The sequence below is a fragment of the Ignavibacteriota bacterium genome (genome assembly GCA_016212665.1).
Classification (GTDB): domain Bacteria; phylum Bacteroidota; class Ignavibacteria; order UBA10030; family SZUA-254; genus FW602-bin19.
In genome coordinates this window covers 1-16,878 of sequence record JACREZ010000026.1, presented here as the reverse complement: position 1 = coordinate 16,878, position 16,878 = coordinate 1, and the positions used below count along the sequence as shown (strand labels likewise).

The following is a 16,878-nucleotide window of genomic DNA, read 5'->3' as shown; positions in this document are numbered from 1 at the left end:
ACCGGGTTGAAGGAGTGTTTCTTTGTTAAATAAGAAGCGAAGATGTGAAGACGGGAATGTCTGTCACAGGTGGAGAGGAGGAGGAAGTAAAAGATGAAACAAAATACAAGGAATTGGAATTACTGAAATCAATCAGAACCTGAAAAAAACTAAAAGAAAAATAGTTCGATAATTCAAAATCAAATTTTACCTTCAGATATTCTGTTTTATTCGGTTTAGCGACGATTGCAAATTTACAGCACGATGTATCTTTCGAACTTTTTATTTTCAGTCCACCGGATGAAACATCAGCACAACACGCGAGTTTGGCTTTATTATTTGCTATCATCGGACATGCAGAAATGACGACGGGAATTCCGACATTATAAATGCAGAAAACCAAAGCAAGAATAAATGCAGTCCTTTTATATTTCAAACTGAAATTCATTCTCTAATAACCGAATGTGTTTGTAAAAAATTCCATGTTCATTTTTCGTAGGAAAAAAGTAAGTTATTTTTTCTGAAAATCAAAACTTCAGAAATGCCTGAAAAATAGAAATTTTGTAGGTTTTTCGATTAGTACAGAGTTTTTTTTCCTTCAAAACGTTGTCATTTAGAGGGATATAGTAACTTGCTTAAAGAAAAACTTGACAAATATTTTTTTTTTTATTATACTTTGCCCAGAATTTTTAAAGATAACATAATTCATAATTAACTAAATTACTCATAATCGGAGTTATTCAAAATGAAAAAAGTTACACTAGTTTTATTAACAGTCGTTTTTGCCGCAAGTTTAGGCTTCGCTGGCGAACCAAAAACAAAGATGGGAGACGAAGCTCTTCTGTTTTCGTTTAGTGGTTTAGCCAATCTCGCAGTCGGAAACTATGGCAATCAGTATGGAATTGGTGCAAAGTACTATTTCCAAGACGATATGGCTTTTCGTGGTTCGCTCGGATTTAATTTGAGCACAACTACAAAGAAAGATCCTACGACACAAAACCGTCCAGATGACAAAACCACAGAAATGAGTTTTTCAATCATGCCTGGAATTCAATATAATATGGCAACCAATGGTTCGGTTGTTGCTTATGTTGGTGCGCAAGCGTCATTTTCAGCTTGGAACAAAACTCAAGATAACGCAGGTTTTGCAAATGGTCAAAAAGATGTTTCATCAACAACAAGTTTTGGTGTTGGTGGTTTTGCAGGATTTGAATGGTTTGCTTGGGACAATATCAGTTTAGGTGGTGAATATAACCTAATGCTGAATATTGGTTCAGGTAGCGATGAAAATACACCTGCTGGTGGTACGGCAGTTAAAACTGATAGACCCTCAACAATGGGCTTCGGTTTCGGTTCATCCGGCGCTTTAACGGCAGCTGTTTATTTCTAATTTCTTAGATATGTAACTTAAGGCGTCTTGCAAAACAGGACGCCTTTTTTATTTCTTCCATTTTCTAAAAAGAAGTATCTCTTGGCAAGGCAATCACATTTCATTGACTCATTAAAAACTGCATATCATTGTTTCCCCGGCGGGGTTTTCATTTTTCAAAACGGAAAACCGGTTTATGCAAATATTGGTGCAGTAAAAATATTTGAATTTGATTCAGTGGAGGAGATACTTGGGACGAACTTCAAACTTCTTCTTTCAACTGATTCACATAAGCAATTTCAAAAGGAATTGAGGGAGTTGTTTGATGAGAAAGCAATTTCCTTCGACTTGAACGGAAAGAAGAAATCGGGTGAACTCTTCGATCTCAAATGTACAATTTCTCCGATTGAAGTTGAACGGACTAAACTCCAGGTAATACTTGTTGAAGATATTACGGAAGAAAAAAGGTCGCTTGAAAAAATTCGTTCCTCTGCTGAATTATTTGAATCGTTTTTTCAACAAAGCCCGGAGGCGTTGGTTGTTGTTCAGGCGGGAAAAATTTCTATTTCAAATCAGGCATTTCAAAAGTTTTTCCTTATTGCAGATGGAACAGACCTACACTCAACAGAAATTTCAGGTTTGATTGACCCTGAAAATCAACAAACTTTTCAAACGATTTGTAAAAAAATCCTTTCAGGGAAAAGTCAACAATCCGAATTGATTCATAAAGCATATCGGGGAGATGGCAGTTTCGTTGATGTAAAGACGACTGTCAACCTCATTCATATAGATAGGGAAAAGAGTTTATTGCTAAGTTTTCGGGATATCACTTCTGAAATCCAAGAGAAACAAGCATTAGATGCAAAAGCAAGCGAATGGTCTGTCATTGATGAACTTGTAACTTCGCTCGGAGAAATTTATGATTTGAAGCATCTCTTGAAATCGTTATCCGAAAAAGTTACTGAGGCAATTGGATTTTCTGTCTACGCGATTTATCTCACCGATTCAAAAAACGAGAACCTTGAATTGCAACAGAGCAGAGGTTTTGCATCGGGACTAACCGAAAAACTTACTTCACTTACGCTGGAAGAAGGCATCGGTGGTTTTCTACATAAAACACTTGAGCCCCATGTGGTAGAAATTGTGAAATATCCATCGTACTTGCCATTCCGTGCGACGTTTACTCATGCCGGTTTTTCAAAAATGTGTCTCGTTCCATTTGTGAATAAAGGAAAACTTCTCGGTGCATTATTACTTGCAACGAAGAATGAAAACGCAATCTCACCATCAATGCAACTCCTGAATTTACTGACGAAACATGGTGGCGAAGCGTTTGCCCGCGTATTAACGTTTGAGAAACTGAGAAAAACAGAAAAAGATTTTCGGCAGTCTATCGAAAGTACGACGAGCGTTCTCTACAAATTAGCCATGAATGGAACATTCATATCCTTTAACTCCGCTCTTGAACGGTTGACAGGACACGAACGAAAAGAATTTTTCAGAACTACTTCTCTCTGGCTCAGTCTTATTCATCCTGACGATAAAAAATTATTGCTTGAACGTCAAACCAAATTACCGGAATTGACGGAAGCGTACACAATAGAATACCGTGTTCGCCCTCGAGGGAAAGCACAGTATCGTTGGGTGAGAGATACCTTGTCGCCAGTAAAATCTGCCGATGGACAAATTGATTCGTTCGAAGGAACAATGGAAGATGTCTCGGACTATAAACAACTTCAAGTTGAAACAAAGAAAGTTGTAGAACAGAAACAAATCGAACAACAGAGTACTGAATCAACACAGATATTTCACAACATCATCAACACGATGGAAGACGTGTTGATACTCAGTAGCCTGGATGGAACTGTTCTACAAGTGAATCACGCATTTGAGAAAAAATTCGGTTATCGGTTGAATGAAGCAACAACATTAGAATTTCCTCAACCATGGTTAAGTGTTGACCAAACAGCGAAATATGTTTTGTGGATGTCTGAATTGAAAAAGGAAGGAACGCTTCACGATTTCGACATGCGTTGGAAAACCAAATCAGGTCTTTTATTTGACATGAGTATCAGTACGGCGTTTATAACGACTACAAAAAATGAACCGACTGCAATACTGACTGTCGCGCGCGATATCAGCGAACGAAAACTCCTTTCAAAAGAATTAGAAGAACGGAACGCCCAACTTGATTTGCTCAATCGCATTATAACGGCGGCAGAGGAATCAATGGACTTCGATGAAATTTTCGAGAAGATTGCCCGGGAATTGAAGAAAGTCATTTCGTTTGAAGATGTCGAAATTAGTCTTATCGCTGATGAAGAATATGTAGAAATGTTAGCATGTGAAGGCGTCACAGAATCGGCGAAAGGAGCTCTCATCCCGATTGAACAAACAATTACCCAGTTAACAATTCGGGGACATGAACCGGTCATCATTGCAGATATGACCGAAGATGAAGACTACGCCCGTTTGAATTCCTATTACTATGGAATTCGTTCGCAGATGTCTTTTCCAATCGTGTTGAAGGGGAGAATTCTTGGAACGCTCAACATTGGTAGCACCACACCGAATATGTATCGAGATGTTGAAACAAAAAGTTTACAATCGGTAGCGCAACAACTCGGTGTTATCATTGATAGAGTTCAACTTTTTAATAAAGTCAGTGAGGATTCGTGGTATATCAGCAACTTGCTTGATTCGATTGATAGTGTAGTCTATACTGTTGACAGAGAATTGAATATTCTTCAAGTCAATCGTGCGTGGAATGATTTCATTCGCGCGTATGAGAAAGATGTAGAAAATGAATATGAAGGAACAAACCTATTTGATGTTCTGCCCGATGAATCACTGAAGGCAATGTTACAAAAAGTTACCGAAGATTTGCTCGCCGGTTCGATTGAATTTTCTTCAGGGGAAATTGTACTGCGAAGTTTACATGGTGAACGGATGTATCAGGTGACTATCAATCCGCTCGTCATAGAAAAAGATATTTTCGGATTAGTCATTAGCCATACCGATATCACGGAATTACGTCAATCTGCTTCTGAACTCAAAAAACATTCGGAAAAATTATTAGCCTTAAATTCTATTGCGACAAAAATTCAGACGTCGCGAAGCATCGAAGAAATTCTGCACACAGCGGTACCGATGCTTCAGAAAACTACCGAGGCGGATGCAATTGCAGTCTATCTGAAAAGTGAAGAGACCGACGATTTGTTTCTTGCCGCTCATTCAGAAATAAGTGAATCGCTTCTCAATCAGATTCCGAATTTATCATTGAGAACATCTGCAACAGGGAATGTTGTTAAGACGCACCAATCATTATTCATTCAACAGAAAGCGTACGATGATTCACGAATCCTGAAGGAATTCAGAGCATTTTTCAGGTTAGCAGGGATTGAAGCGTTAGGAATTATTCCGTTAGTTTCCAGGGAGCGAGTATATGGTGCGATAGATATTGTCTATCGAACACGCGATGCCTTTACTGACCAACTCTGCCAGATTCTTGCTCTCGTGAGCAATCAGTTAGGAACGGCAATTGAAAATGTTCAACTCTACAATCAATTACAAAAGCAAGTCGAACAACTTTCCGTTCTGTACCGGATAAGTCAGCAATTGACTTCTACCCTGGAAATGGAACACATTTACGATATTATTGCACTCCATCTGCAACAATCATTTTCGTTTGAAACGTTGTCAATCGGATTGTTTGATGAAAAAACTCATGAACTTGTTTCATCGTTTGATGTTTCACAGAACGAAGGGAGAATGCAAATATTTTCTAAAGCGTCAGTAAGAAATACTCTTCTCGAAGGAACACCGGAACACGAAGTAATAGTAACAAAGCAATCGGTGTTGAATAGCGTTGGCAACCTGATACACATTCCGATGCTTTCAAAGGAAAAGATTTTCGGAATCATGTCGCTTTCGGTTTCTGAACAGGCGCATTTTTCTCAAACTCAAATTCGATTATTAGAGAATATTGCCAACCTTGTAGCAATAGCCTTAGAAAAAGCAAAACTGCATCAGGAGACAATTCAAAAATCGGCAGAAATTGAGAGGCGCAATAAAGAACTTGATGATTTTGCCTATGTTGTTTCGCATGATTTGAAAGAGCCTTTGATTAGCGTAGAAGGATTTTGTAATATTTTGCAGAGTGATTTCAGCAACAGCATTTCGGAAGAGGGGAAAGAATATCTTGACTCAATTGTTTCTGCTTCAGGAAGAATGAAGGGACTCATAGATGATTTGTTGATGCTTTCGCGAATCAGCAGACCCTCTGATGTTTTCAAGCCGGTTAATCTCGAAGAGGTAATAAATGAAGTAAAAGCGGATTTCGTTTATACACTCACTCAGAAAAATGCAATGCTCATTCTCGAAGACCCTATGCCGACTGTATTCGGAAATCGGTCTCATTTGAAAATCTTGTTTCAAAATTTGATTAGCAATGCACTGAAATTTAATGATAAAGAGCGTCCGACGGTCGAAATCGGATTTCTTAATGCAGAAAATAATTCTTATCTTTTTTTCGTCCGAGACAACGGTATTGGTATAGACAAGGATTACTATGAAAAAATCTTTGTCATTTTTCAACGATTGCATCCACGAGAACAATACGAGGGCTCAGGTGCGGGACTTGCGATTGTGAAAAAAATAATTGAAATGCACAAAGGTACAATTTGGGTAGAATCAATACCGGGGCAGGGCACGACCTTTTATTTTACGTTGACGAAATAATGTTTTTTACACAGACAGAATGATTTCATGAAAGATAATAAAACCATAATACTCCTTGTTGAAGATAACAAAGATTTTGCAAAACTTTTAGATGTTTATCTCCAACGGTACGAAAAAGATTTGTTTACAATTATCTGGAAAGAAAATTATACTTCGGCACTTCATGAAATTGAAACCAATCCCAATCTTGATGTAATTCTTATGGATTATTTTTTACCCGGGAAAAACGGATTGGAAATTACTCAAGAGTTACGTGAACGAAAAGTCAACCTTCCAATTGTGTTTCTCACGGTGAACAAAGACCTTGATGTCGCACTCAATGTGATGAAACTCGGTGTGGCGGAATATTTAATCAAAGATGATATTTCTTCTCCTGTGTTACCAAAGACGCTAATGAATGTAATCGAAAAACATAAATTAGAAGAACAACTTGCGCAGCAGGAAATAAGTCGCGAAAGACTGAACGCAATGAAGGAACTTCTTGCCAACGTAATAGATGATTTGGAACGTCCGTTGATTGAAATGCAGGGAATTATTACTGAATTAGGAATGAACATGCCCGAATCGCAACAGAATTACATTAAGATTATCAATGATACTGTCTTCCGTATTTCCGGGAAACTCGAAAAATTAAAGCAACTTAAGCAGGATAAAACTGTTAAGTACATCAAAGACATCAAGATGATTGATTTGTCCTGATGTACAAAACAAAAAATTAAAATCTTTAATCCGCAATCCACACTTCGCACTTCGCAATTCGAAATTTAAAATATGTCAAGAATCTATATAGAAGACCTTTCAAAACATGTCGGTGAAGAAATCACCATTCACGGTTGGTTATACAATAAGCGTTCGAGCGGGAAGATTCGCTTTCTCGTTGTGCGCGATGGAACAGGTATTCTCCAATGCGTGATGGTGAAACAAAATCTGTCGGAAGAAATATTCAACACGTTCGATGCTCTCACGCAAGAATCATCCTTCAGTGTTACGGGGAAAGTGAAGGCAGAGCCACGTTCTCCCGGCGGATTCGAGATGGAAGTATCGAACGTCAAAATCATTAGCGTAGCGAAAGAATATCCAATCACACCAAAAGAACATGGCGTAGAATTTCTCATGGATATTCGTCACCTATGGCTACGCTCATCGCGGCAACATGCAATCATGCGTGTGCGACATGAAATCATCAGAGCGATTCGTGAGTTCTTTGATAACCGCGGCTTTGTCCTGATGGATGCGCCTATCTTCACCCCTGCGGCGTGCGAAGGCACTTCGACATTATTTGCAACAGAGTATTTCGATTTGGGAAAAGCATTTCTCACGCAATCGGGACAGTTGTACGGCGAAGCGGGAGCGATGGCGTTCGGAAAAGTGTATGTGTTCGGTCCGACGTTCCGCGCGGAGAAATCGAAAACACGTCGCCACTTGACTGAGTTTTGGATGGTCGAGCCGGAAGTTGCTTTCAACGATTTGAACGACAATATGGAACTTGCAGAAGATTTCCTTGAACACATTGTTCAATCGGTGTTGAAGAATCGTCAAGCCGAATTAAAAGTATTGGAGCGAAACACAAAGTTTCTGGAGAACGTGAAAAAGCCGCTTCCAAAAATTTCGTATGATGAAGCGGTTGAAATTCTGAAAAAGAAAGGAAACGCGTTTGAGTATGGAAACGATTTCGGCGGCGGTGACGAGACAATTATCTCGGAAGAGTTCGACCGTCCGTTGATTGTCCATCGCTATCCATCGGAAGTAAAAGCATTTTACATGAAGCGCGACCCGCAAAATCCGAAACTCGCGCTTGCGATGGATGTTCTTGCACCGGAAGGGTATGGTGAAATCATCGGCGGGAGTCAGCGTGAAGATGATTACGATGCACTGCTTTCACGAATCAAGGAACACAACTTGCCGCAAGAAGCATTCGAGTGGTATTTAGATTTGCGCCGTTACGGTTCTGTTCCTCACGCTGGTTTCGGACTTGGAGTCGAGCGAACTGTTTCCTGGATTTGCGGTCTTGAACATGTGCGGGAGACAATTCCATTTCCGAGAATGATTTACAGGCTTACACCATAGTTGGTGAGTTGTTAGTGGTGAGTAGTGTTTGAGAATGATTTGGAATTACATTACTTTGTTCTTGAAAGGATGATTACTCGAATATTAGGAATAACAAACTATGAGCATTCAAATATCTGACGATCTAATGAGAAACCTTGGATTGAGTGAACAGGAACTGAGAATAGAATTAGCTATTTCATTGTTCCAACGAGACAAACTCACACTCGCTCAGGCAAGTACAATGGCAGAGATGCCTCAGTTGTTTTTTCAACGAGAACTTTCTAAGAGAAAAATACCACTGCATTACACTATAGAAGATTTGCAAACCGACTTAAATAATATCGGATTTGAGAAAGCACATTGATTGTTGTCAGAAATGCTTCATCTCTCAAACAGCAAAATGTATTTTTAATGAACACCTATGATTATTACAACAGAGAAGAAAGATCTGTTTGTGCTCACCTGTTTCGGTTACTCCATGAAAAACTTCAAGACAAATCTGCAAGCCCATTAGGTCAACTTCTTGAAAGACTATCTAATCGCAAATTGATTTTCAAAAACGGTAGTAGTTCATTGACTAATTTGCCGTTTGATAACATAGGAATTTATTTCGAGGCGGCAATTATTCGAGATGCTTACAGTAATGCAAAGCCGACCATTAATCTATTCATGGATGAGTTGACTAAACTATTAGTCAAACAGGAAGCAGCGACTGACTGTCGGTTGTTTTCACAACTCCCGAAACCATTAAACAACAGCAAGCTGACACATCCGAGACAAATAAGGCAAAAAGCTTCAGAGGAAGGTGTTTTCTTAAAGGAAGATGAAAGTAAAGTTTATGGAGCAATGCAAGGAATGTTCAATGCAAAACCTGATTTGGTTATTACTATTGACAATATTTTACTGGTATTTGAGGCAAAACTCACTGAGGAGTTTGATACAAAACAATTAGCTCGAACTTGGAATATTGCAGAAGTATGGTCGAAGTTGCTTTTTAATGATCTTGGATTTTCTCAACCACCAATATTTTCTGTGGTCAAATTAGGTGCTTCTAAATTCAACTCCGACATCAACTGGAAAGATATTTTTGAAATTGTTACTCTCACATATGACGAAAATGATAGAACAAGAATAGCAATCAACGCAGCAGTTGAATTGTTAAAACGAAAAGGGCTTGAATAGTAATTCTATAATGCTACAAGCCTCTCATCTCCGAAAAGAATACACCACCGTCTTAGCAGTTGATGACGTTTCGCTCAACGTCAACAGTGGAGAGATGTTCGGTTTGATTGGTCCCAACGGCGCGGGGAAAACTACAACCATCCGGATGATACTCAACATCATCACACCCGATTACGGTACAGTGTTGATTGACGGAAGAGCGTACGATGAATCAACGAGAAACATCGTCGGCTATCTTCCTGAAGAGCGGGGATTGTACAAGAAAAATAAAGTTCTCAACACCATCATCTACTTTGCAACGCTTCGAGGAATTTCTGTTCCTGAAGCAAAACGCCGAGCGCTTGATTGGTTGAAGCGATTCGACCTGCTCGATAAAGTGAACGCGAAGATTGAGGAACTTTCAAAAGGAAATCAGCAGAAAGTTCAGTTCATTAACTCTATTCTGCACGACCCGAAACTTGTCATTCTCGATGAGCCGTTTTCCGGTCTTGACCCGGTGAATCAAATTCTCCTCAAAGACATTCTCATGGAATTGAAAGATGCAGGAAAGGCAATCATTTTCTCGACGCACATGATGGAACAGGCGGAAAAGTTGTGCGAGAAAATTTGCCTCATCAACAAAGGAAGAATTGTGTTGGAAGGCGGCTTACAGGAAGTAAAACAACGCTTTGGGAAAAACTCAATTCATCTTGAATACGGCGGGGACGGTGCGTTCCTTTCTTCACTGCCGTACATCAAACAGGCAAATGTCTATGAGAATTACGCTGAGTTGGAGTTGGATGGACAAGAGTCAGTTCGTGAGTTGTTGATAGAGGTTTCCACAAAACTCACCGTCCGGAAATTTGAGTTTGTTGAACCATCATTAAATTCAATCTTCCTGAAAATGGTTGGTAACGGAATGAAGTCGGAGGTGAGAGCATGAACAAATCTTGGATGGTTGCGCGGTGGGAATACATCGAGAAAATAAAATCGAAAGCGTTTATTATTTCGCTTATTCTCACTCCGTTGTTGATGGTGGGGATGGGAGTTGTGCCGAGTTTACTTGCATTGAAAGAAGATTCTGACAGTCGAGTCATCGGCATCATTGACCAAAGCGGGCAACTTATCAACGAACTGAATGAATTGCTTGCTGAAAAATATACATTGAAGAATGGCAAACCGAACTATGTTCTTTTGCCAATTACGTTTTCAGGCGATATTGAATCATCCAAAAAGGAAGCCGACAGGATGATTATCAAAGAAGAAATTGAAGGATGCCTCATCATCGGAAGAAATATACTGACTGATACGTTGATTGAATATCGTTCACAAAACGTTGGCAATATTAAATTGACTGAGCGCATGAATCGCGCTGTTCGTGATATTGTAACAGAGAAAAAACTGAAAGCGGAAGGACTCGACCCGAATCTCATCAAGAAATTCTTCACACCGATTGAACTGAAAGGTATCAAACTTTCAAAAGACGGAAAAGAAGAAGAAGCCGGTTTTGAAAGTATTTTCTTCACGGCGTATGGCTTTATGATGATGATGTTTATTCTTGTGCTGACCTCCGGGCAGATGCTTGTGCGAAGTATGCTTGAAGAAAAATCAAACCGCGTTGTTGAAGTATTGATGTCCTCCTGTTCTCCGTCGGAACTGATGGCAGGAAAAATTATCGGACTGAGCGGACTTGGGCTGACACAAATCGTCTTGTGGGCAATATTCGGTGCGGTTCTCAGTCTCAAATTCGGTTCACTACCGATAACTCTTTCACATTCACTTCTGACCTTTGTGTATTTCATCCTCGGATATGTTTTTTATTCGGCGGTATTTGTTACACTTGGAGCGCCGATTTCCACTGAGCAGGAAGCACAACAGGTAACAAGTTATATTACCATGATTTTGATAATGCCCATCATGTTCGCATTTGCGGTCTTACAAAACCCGAACTCAATGTTGGCAAAAATTCTGTCATTCTTCCCGCTTACAACTCCGACGATGATGGCGCTTCGTATCCCGATTCAAACGCCGGATACGTGGGAACTCATAGTTACGATGATTATCATGGTATTGTCTTCAGTCGGTATGATGTGGATTGCAGGAAAGATTTTCCGGACAACAATTTTGCTGACGGGGAAACGACCGAGTCTTATGGAGTTGATTCAAATTGTACGCGCGAAGTAATATCTTTTTGATTTGAGAAAAATTTGGTATTTCATCTCGTTTCTATGTTCCCATTACCCACCTAATGTGGAATGTAGTAGCAAAGGCTTCCTCGTCCAACATCATCCTGTTCTCTTTTGTTTTTTCCATCGGAGGGGAGTACATTCAGGGTAGATGAAAGAACGAATTTATATTGATACGTCAGTCATTGGGGGATGTTTTGATAAAGAGTTCAAAGAAGATTCTCTCAGTTTTTTTGAGAGAATGAAGAAAAGGAAAACCTTAATTCTTATTTCTACCATATTGCAATTTGAATTGGAAGATGCCCCAAAAAGAGTGAAAGAATTTCTTGTTAGTCTCTCGAAAGATATCGTTGAATATGTCTCGCTTGATGATGAATCAAGCGCGCTTGCACAAGCATATCTGGACGAAGGCGCTGTTGCTTCAAAAAGTTTGTCTGATGCAAGGCATGTTGCAATTGCTACTGTAAACAGGGCTGATGTTGTTGTAAGTTGGAACTTTAAACATATTGTCAATGTCAATCGCATACATCTTTACAATGCGGTAAACTTAAAATTAGGTTATCCCATTATAGATATTCGAAGTCCGAAAGAAATCCTCTATGAATAATAAATCAATCAAAGCAGTCGAACTTAAGAGAGAATTACAAAAACGCGCTGAAAAAAAACTCGCAAAATATTCTGTTGAAGAACAGATTAATTTCTTGAATGAGAAATACAAGTTTGTATCAAAACAAAAAAAGCAATACGTGGTACCTGCCGCATAGTTTGCTTCATGGAGCGGTTATAGCTCCCTTGTTGATTTCTTTTTGAATGTGGAAAAATTTTGGTATTTTTGTGCCGCTTAAACTGATGCACTAATAAATGAGTTTTGAGACGGTATTCTTTTTTATAATTTCTGCCCTCGCTGTTGGCTCTGCCATCATGATGATTAGTCAGCGCAATCCAATCATGAGTGTCATGTATTTGATTGTCAACTTCTTTTGTCTTGCAATTCTCTATCTCTTCCTTCAAGCCCAATTCATTGCCATTATCCAGATACTTGTCTACGCAGGCGCCATCATGGTGCTGGTGTTGTTTGTTATCATGCTTTTGAATCTCGGAGATGAAGAACAACTGACAGAGAAAGTGAACTACAAACAAATTATTGCGCTGGTAGTTGCCGGAGTTGTGTTTTTTGAAATCATGCTCGCTATTGGGTACAGCACGGGACCTGATTGGTTTTTCAAATCGAACCAAGCCGCGCAAATCGGAACAGTGGAATCAATCGGGAAAGTATTGTTCTCGGAATTTTTATTGCCGTTTGAAATCACCTCGATGATTTTACTCGCGGCGATTGTCGGTGTCATCGTTCTTGCAAAAAGGAGACTCGACTAATGCCAATGCCTGAAATCGGGTTGAACTCGTATCTTGCGCTCAGCGCGATGCTGTTCACTATCGGAGTTATTGGCGTGTTGACTCGTCGCAATGTCATCATAGTATTTATGTGCATTGAATTGATGCTCAACTCCGTGAACCTGACGCTCGTTGCATTTTCCTCTTTTCTTGGAAATCCAACCGGACAAATTCTCGTCTTCTTCGTGATGGCAGTTGCCGCCGCAGAAGCCGCAGTCGGACTTGCAATCGTCATCGCATTGTTCCGAAACAAGCAAACGGTGAATATTGATGAAATCAATTTAATGAAATGGTGAACATGATTTCGGATTTCGGATTTCAGATTGCGGATTTAAATAATCACCACTCACCACTCACCACTCACGAATTACGAGACTGATGTACAATTTTGTTGGATACATAGTACTACTCCCGTTCATCGGCTTCCTCATCAATGGATTGTTCGGTAAGAAGTTGAACTCGGAGAAACTGAGCGGATGGATTGGAAGTCTTTCTGTCGGCGCGTCGTTCGCGATTGCCGTCGCGATATTTTTTGAGATGCTCGGTTTTCCTTCAGAAGAACGCTCTCACATTGTCACAATATTTTCTTGGCTTACTGCCGGTTCTTTCTCGGTTGATGTTGCGTATCAGGTTGACCAACTTTCAATTCTGATGACACTTGTTGTCACCGGTGTCGGTTTCCTGATTCATGTTTATTCAATTGGTTACATGCACGGCGACAAAGGGTTGTGGAGATTCTTTGCTTACCTGAATCTCTTCATCTTCATGATGCTCAATCTCATTCTGGCGGATAATTTCCTTCTGATGTTTCTCGGATGGGAGGGAGTCGGTTTATGCTCGTTCCTGTTGATTGGCTTTTGGCATGATAGAAAATTCGATACAGGCGGCTATAAACCCGGAACCGCATTTACAACCGATGCGGCAAAGAAAGCGTTCGTGGTCAATCGAATAGGTGACTTCGGATTTCTTATCGCGATGTTTTTGCTCTTTACAACATTTAAGACGTTGAACTTTGAAGGTATCTTCACACAGGCAAACGCATTGAAAAGCGTTGGTGATGATACAATCTTTCTCATTGCGTTGATGTTGTTTGTCGGTGCGACAGGGAAGTCGGCACAAATTCCGTTGTTTGTTTGGTTGCCGGATGCAATGGCAGGTCCGACTCCGGTTAGCGCGCTCATTCACGCCGCAACGATGGTAACAGCTGGTGTCTATATGGTTGCACGATGTTCGGTGTTGTATGCTCTCGCTCCCGCCGCAATGACAATCGTTGCTGTCATAGGACTTGCGACCGCCGTGTTTGCCGCAACGATGGGACTTGTTCAGAACGACATCAAAAAAGTTCTTGCCTATTCAACGGTGAGTCAACTCGGCTACATGTTTCTCGGTCTTGGTGTCGGAGCGTTCACTGCAGGAATTTTTCATGTAATGACTCACGCGTTCTTCAAGGCATTGTTATTTCTCGGTGCCGGTTCCGTCATTCATGCAATGCATGAAGAGCAGGATATTCAAAACATGGGCGGACTCAAATCCAAAATGCCGACCGCGTACAAAACATTTTTCATCGCCGCGTTAGCAATATCCGGAATTCCTCCACTTTCAGGATTTTTCAGTAAAGATGAAATTCTCTGGAAAGCATTTTCCGATGGTTCAACGATTTATTGGTTGCTTGGCTGGCTCGGCGCAGGATTGACAGCGTTTTATATGTTCCGTCTTGTTTCGCTTACGTTTGAAGGTGAACCGCGCTGGGGACACGACAAGCACCCGCATGAATCTCCAAGGTTGATGACTGTTCCGTTGATGATTCTCGCGATTCTTTCGGTCGTTGGTGGTTTGGTCGGAATCCCTGCGGCTCTCGGTGGCAACAATGCAATCGAACATTTTCTCGAACCGATTTTTGAGAGAGCAAATTCAAAACTCCACACGGCACACGTTACAAATCATTCATTAGAATATTTGATGATGGCGCTTTCTGTTGTCATTGCTCTCTGTGGAATCTTCTTTGCCCGGTATGTGTACTTAAAGAAAATCAGCATCGCAGAAAAATTATCAAAGAGTTTCCGACCGCTCTACAATCTTCTCTGGAACAAATACTACGTTGATGAAGCATACGAATATACCGTCGTGAAGCCGATTCAACTCAGTTCCGAATTTTTCTTGTGGAAGATATTCGATGTGAAGTTGGTAGATGGTGCGGTGAACGGAACTGCTTGGCTTGTAAACTTTGTCAGTAGTTGGTTCCGTCGTGTTCAATTTGGTGTAACACAAAGTTACGCGATGGTGTTTGTCGGTGGCATCGTCTTGATTCTCTGGATTTTAGTGTTCAAGGGATGATATGTTCAACTACCTTCTGACAACGATTATTTTCTTCCCGCTTCTTGGCAGTATTCTTTTATTATTTGTCAAGAAAGAAAATGAAGTTCTTGCAAAAGGACTTGGACTATTCATCAGCGGTGCGACGTTCATTCTTTCACTCTTTCTCTATTTTGGATTCAGAGAACATATTCCTGACATGCAATATGCTCACTACTTCAAATGGATTCCTTCGCTCAACATTTATTACAGCGTCGGTGTTGATGGTTTATCCCTGATGATGGTCATGCTCACTACGTTCCTCACTCCGATTGCATTGCTTTCATCGTGGGAATCAATCACCAAGAAAGTAAAAGAATACACCATCATGATGCTTCTTCTTGAGGTTGGAATGTTGGGTGTATTTTCTGCACTTGATACGTTTCTCTTCTACATTTTCTGGGAAGCAATGCTCATTCCGATGTATTTTATTATCGGTATTTGGGGCGGAAGCGACCGCGTGTATGCGGCGGTGAAGTTTTTCCTCTACACGATGGCGGGAAGTCTGCTGATGCTTGTTGCCATCATCTGGCTCGGATATTATGCATCAACACAACCTGGCGGAGAGTTCACCACAGACTTAACAATTTTATATCGAATCGCGCCATCCATTCCTGCCGCAATTCAGTTGTGGATGTTTGCCGCGTTCACATTAAGTTTTGCAATCAAAGTTCCGTTGTTCCCGTTCCACACATGGTTGCCCGATGCTCACGTTCAGGCGCCGACTGCCGGAAGCGTAATTCTTGCCGGCGTGTTATTGAAGATGGGAACGTACGGTTTGCTTCGTTTTAGTTTCCCGCTGTTCCCGCATGCGGCAGAAGTATTTGTTCCATATCTGGCAACGCTTGCCGTTGTTGGAATTATTTACGGAGCGCTCGTTTCGATGGTGCAGACCGACATGAAGAAACTTGTCGCATATTCTTCAGTCAGTCATCTTGGATTTGTTGTGCTTGGCATTTGTGCGCTGACTGAAGAAGGAGTGCAGGGTGCAATCATTCAAATGGTGAATCATGGACTTTCAACAGGCGCACTCTTTTTACTTGTCGGAATGATTTACGACCGACGGCATACCCGTGAGATTGCAGAGTTTGGTGGAATAGCGAAAGTAATGCCTGTTTTTGCAACTGTGCTGTTTATTGTTTCTCTTTCTTCTGCAGGATTGCCGGGACTGAACGGCTTCATCGGTGAGTTTTTGATTTTACTCGGCTCGTTCTCATCGGAATACATGAGCAAATGGTTCGCAATTCTCGGAGCGTCAGGAGTAATCTTCGCCGCAGTCTATTTGTTGTGGATGTATCAACGAGTCGCATTCGGCAACATCACAAATGACCACAATAAGAAACTTCTCGACCTGAATTGGAGAGAAGTGGGTTTGCTTGTTCCTGTGCTTCTCTTCATTGTTTGGATTGGAGTGTACCCTAATACGTTTCTCACGAAATCAGCGCAGGCAACGAAGAGCGTCGTATCGTTAGTGCGTGGATACACGTTACCGGCAGTTGCATCGCAGCAGCAGAACCCGCCTCAAGTATCTTCTAAATGACAATAAGGAGGAATCAACTGACCTCCAGTCGAACTATTATACTATTTTCTTCGCGTCACTTTGCGTCTTCTTTGTGCCCTTTGTCTATGACCCGTAGGGCGGTTAAATAT

At 40.8% G+C, this 16,878-nt stretch carries 15 protein-coding genes; 14 read left to right on the top strand and 1 reads right to left on the bottom strand.

The genetic code is table 11. The features are described from left to right. Window positions 1-25: 25 nt before the first annotated feature. Window positions 26-415, bottom strand: a complete 390-nt coding sequence (locus HY960_09145; GenBank protein ID MBI5215907.1) for a hypothetical protein — start codon at window positions 413-415, stop codon at window positions 26-28. Window positions 416-724: 309 nt separating this feature from the next. Between HY960_09145 and HY960_09140 the strand changes: the two genes are divergently transcribed. The 14 genes from HY960_09140 (at window position 725) to HY960_09075 (ending at window position 16,768) form a co-directional block, all read left to right on the top strand. Next, window positions 725-1,369, top strand: coding sequence for an outer membrane beta-barrel protein (locus HY960_09140; GenBank protein MBI5215906.1), 645 nt, complete (start codon window positions 725-727; stop codon window positions 1,367-1,369). A gap of 81 nt (window positions 1,370-1,450) precedes the next feature. After that, window positions 1,451-6,088, top strand: a complete 4,638-nt coding sequence (locus HY960_09135) for a PAS domain S-box protein (GenBank protein ID MBI5215905.1) — start codon at window positions 1,451-1,453, stop codon at window positions 6,086-6,088. A 27-nt stretch (window positions 6,089-6,115) separates the two neighbouring features. Continuing rightward, window positions 6,116-6,787, top strand: coding sequence for a response regulator (locus HY960_09130; GenBank protein MBI5215904.1), 672 nt, complete (start codon window positions 6,116-6,118; stop codon window positions 6,785-6,787). Between the two features lie 72 nt (window positions 6,788-6,859). Next, complete coding sequence (gene asnS, locus HY960_09125; protein ID MBI5215903.1) at window positions 6,860-8,155, top strand: asparagine--tRNA ligase; 1,296 nt, start codon at window positions 6,860-6,862, stop codon at window positions 8,153-8,155. Between the two features lie 100 nt (window positions 8,156-8,255). Beyond that, a complete protein-coding gene (locus HY960_09120; protein ID MBI5215902.1) occupies window positions 8,256-8,501 on the top strand; it encodes a UPF0175 family protein in 246 nt (81 codons plus the stop codon). Continuing rightward, window positions 8,498-9,319, top strand: a complete 822-nt coding sequence (locus tag HY960_09115) for a hypothetical protein (GenBank protein ID MBI5215901.1) — start codon at window positions 8,498-8,500, stop codon at window positions 9,317-9,319. The genes HY960_09120 and HY960_09115 overlap by 4 nt, the downstream gene beginning before the upstream one ends. 10 nt (window positions 9,320-9,329) lie before the next feature. Continuing rightward, the gene (locus HY960_09110; protein ID MBI5215900.1) at window positions 9,330-10,241 is read left to right on the top strand and encodes an ATP-binding cassette domain-containing protein; all 912 of its coding nucleotides are present in this window, start codon (window positions 9,330-9,332) and stop codon (window positions 10,239-10,241) included. Further along, on the top strand, window positions 10,238-11,482 hold the full coding sequence (locus HY960_09105) for an ABC transporter permease (protein ID MBI5215899.1): 1,245 nt from the start codon (window positions 10,238-10,240) through the stop codon (window positions 11,480-11,482). Before HY960_09110 ends, HY960_09105 begins: the two co-directional genes overlap by 4 nt. 153 nt (window positions 11,483-11,635) lie before the next feature. Beyond that, window positions 11,636-12,091 (top strand): PIN domain-containing protein, encoded by a 456-nt coding sequence (locus tag HY960_09100; protein ID MBI5215898.1) that lies wholly within the window; start codon window positions 11,636-11,638, stop codon window positions 12,089-12,091. Continuing rightward, window positions 12,084-12,248 carry a hypothetical protein gene (locus HY960_09095; GenBank protein MBI5215897.1) on the top strand — a complete coding sequence of 55 codons (165 nt, stop codon included), beginning with the start codon at window positions 12,084-12,086 and terminating at the stop codon, window positions 12,246-12,248. The genes HY960_09100 and HY960_09095 overlap by 8 nt, the downstream gene beginning before the upstream one ends. Before the next feature lie 97 nt (window positions 12,249-12,345). Continuing rightward, window positions 12,346-12,858, top strand: coding sequence for an NADH-quinone oxidoreductase subunit J (locus tag HY960_09090; GenBank protein MBI5215896.1), 513 nt, complete (start codon window positions 12,346-12,348; stop codon window positions 12,856-12,858). A gap of 5 nt (window positions 12,859-12,863) precedes the next feature. Further along, window positions 12,864-13,172: an NADH-quinone oxidoreductase subunit NuoK gene (gene nuoK / locus HY960_09085; GenBank protein ID MBI5215895.1), complete on the top strand. Its 309-nt coding sequence runs from the start codon at window positions 12,864-12,866 to the stop codon at window positions 13,170-13,172. An 82-nt stretch (window positions 13,173-13,254) separates the two neighbouring features. After that, window positions 13,255-15,210: an NADH-quinone oxidoreductase subunit L gene (nuoL, locus tag HY960_09080; GenBank protein MBI5215894.1), complete on the top strand. Its 1,956-nt coding sequence runs from the start codon at window positions 13,255-13,257 to the stop codon at window positions 15,208-15,210. A 1-nt stretch (window position 15,211) separates the two neighbouring features. Continuing rightward, a complete protein-coding gene (locus HY960_09075; protein MBI5215893.1) occupies window positions 15,212-16,768 on the top strand; it encodes an NADH-quinone oxidoreductase subunit M in 1,557 nt (518 codons plus the stop codon). The last annotated feature ends 110 nt before the right edge of the window (window positions 16,769-16,878 follow it).

Excerpts from the sequence above, each read along its gene's own strand:
- asnS (MBI5215903.1), top strand. The coding sequence starts at position 6,860 with ATGTCAAGAATCTATATAGAAGACCTTTCAAAACATGTCGGTGAAGAA.
- HY960_09140 (MBI5215906.1), top strand. The coding sequence starts at position 725 with ATGAAAAAAGTTACACTAGTTTTATTAACAGTCGTTTTTGCCGCAAGT.
- HY960_09100 (MBI5215898.1), top strand. The coding sequence starts at position 11,636 with ATGAAAGAACGAATTTATATTGATACGTCAGTCATTGGGGGATGTTTT.
- HY960_09090 (MBI5215896.1), top strand. The coding sequence starts at position 12,346 with ATGAGTTTTGAGACGGTATTCTTTTTTATAATTTCTGCCCTCGCTGTT.
- nuoL (MBI5215894.1), top strand. The coding sequence starts at position 13,255 with ATGTACAATTTTGTTGGATACATAGTACTACTCCCGTTCATCGGCTTC.
- HY960_09120 (MBI5215902.1), top strand. The coding sequence starts at position 8,256 with ATGAGCATTCAAATATCTGACGATCTAATGAGAAACCTTGGATTGAGT.
- HY960_09110 (MBI5215900.1), top strand. The coding sequence starts at position 9,330 with ATGCTACAAGCCTCTCATCTCCGAAAAGAATACACCACCGTCTTAGCA.
- HY960_09075 (MBI5215893.1), top strand. The coding sequence starts at position 15,212 with ATGTTCAACTACCTTCTGACAACGATTATTTTCTTCCCGCTTCTTGGC.
- HY960_09105 (MBI5215899.1), top strand. The coding sequence starts at position 10,238 with ATGAACAAATCTTGGATGGTTGCGCGGTGGGAATACATCGAGAAAATA.
- nuoK (MBI5215895.1), top strand. The coding sequence starts at position 12,864 with ATGCCTGAAATCGGGTTGAACTCGTATCTTGCGCTCAGCGCGATGCTG.
- HY960_09095 (MBI5215897.1), top strand. The coding sequence starts at position 12,084 with ATGAATAATAAATCAATCAAAGCAGTCGAACTTAAGAGAGAATTACAA.
- HY960_09130 (MBI5215904.1), top strand. The coding sequence starts at position 6,116 with ATGAAAGATAATAAAACCATAATACTCCTTGTTGAAGATAACAAAGAT.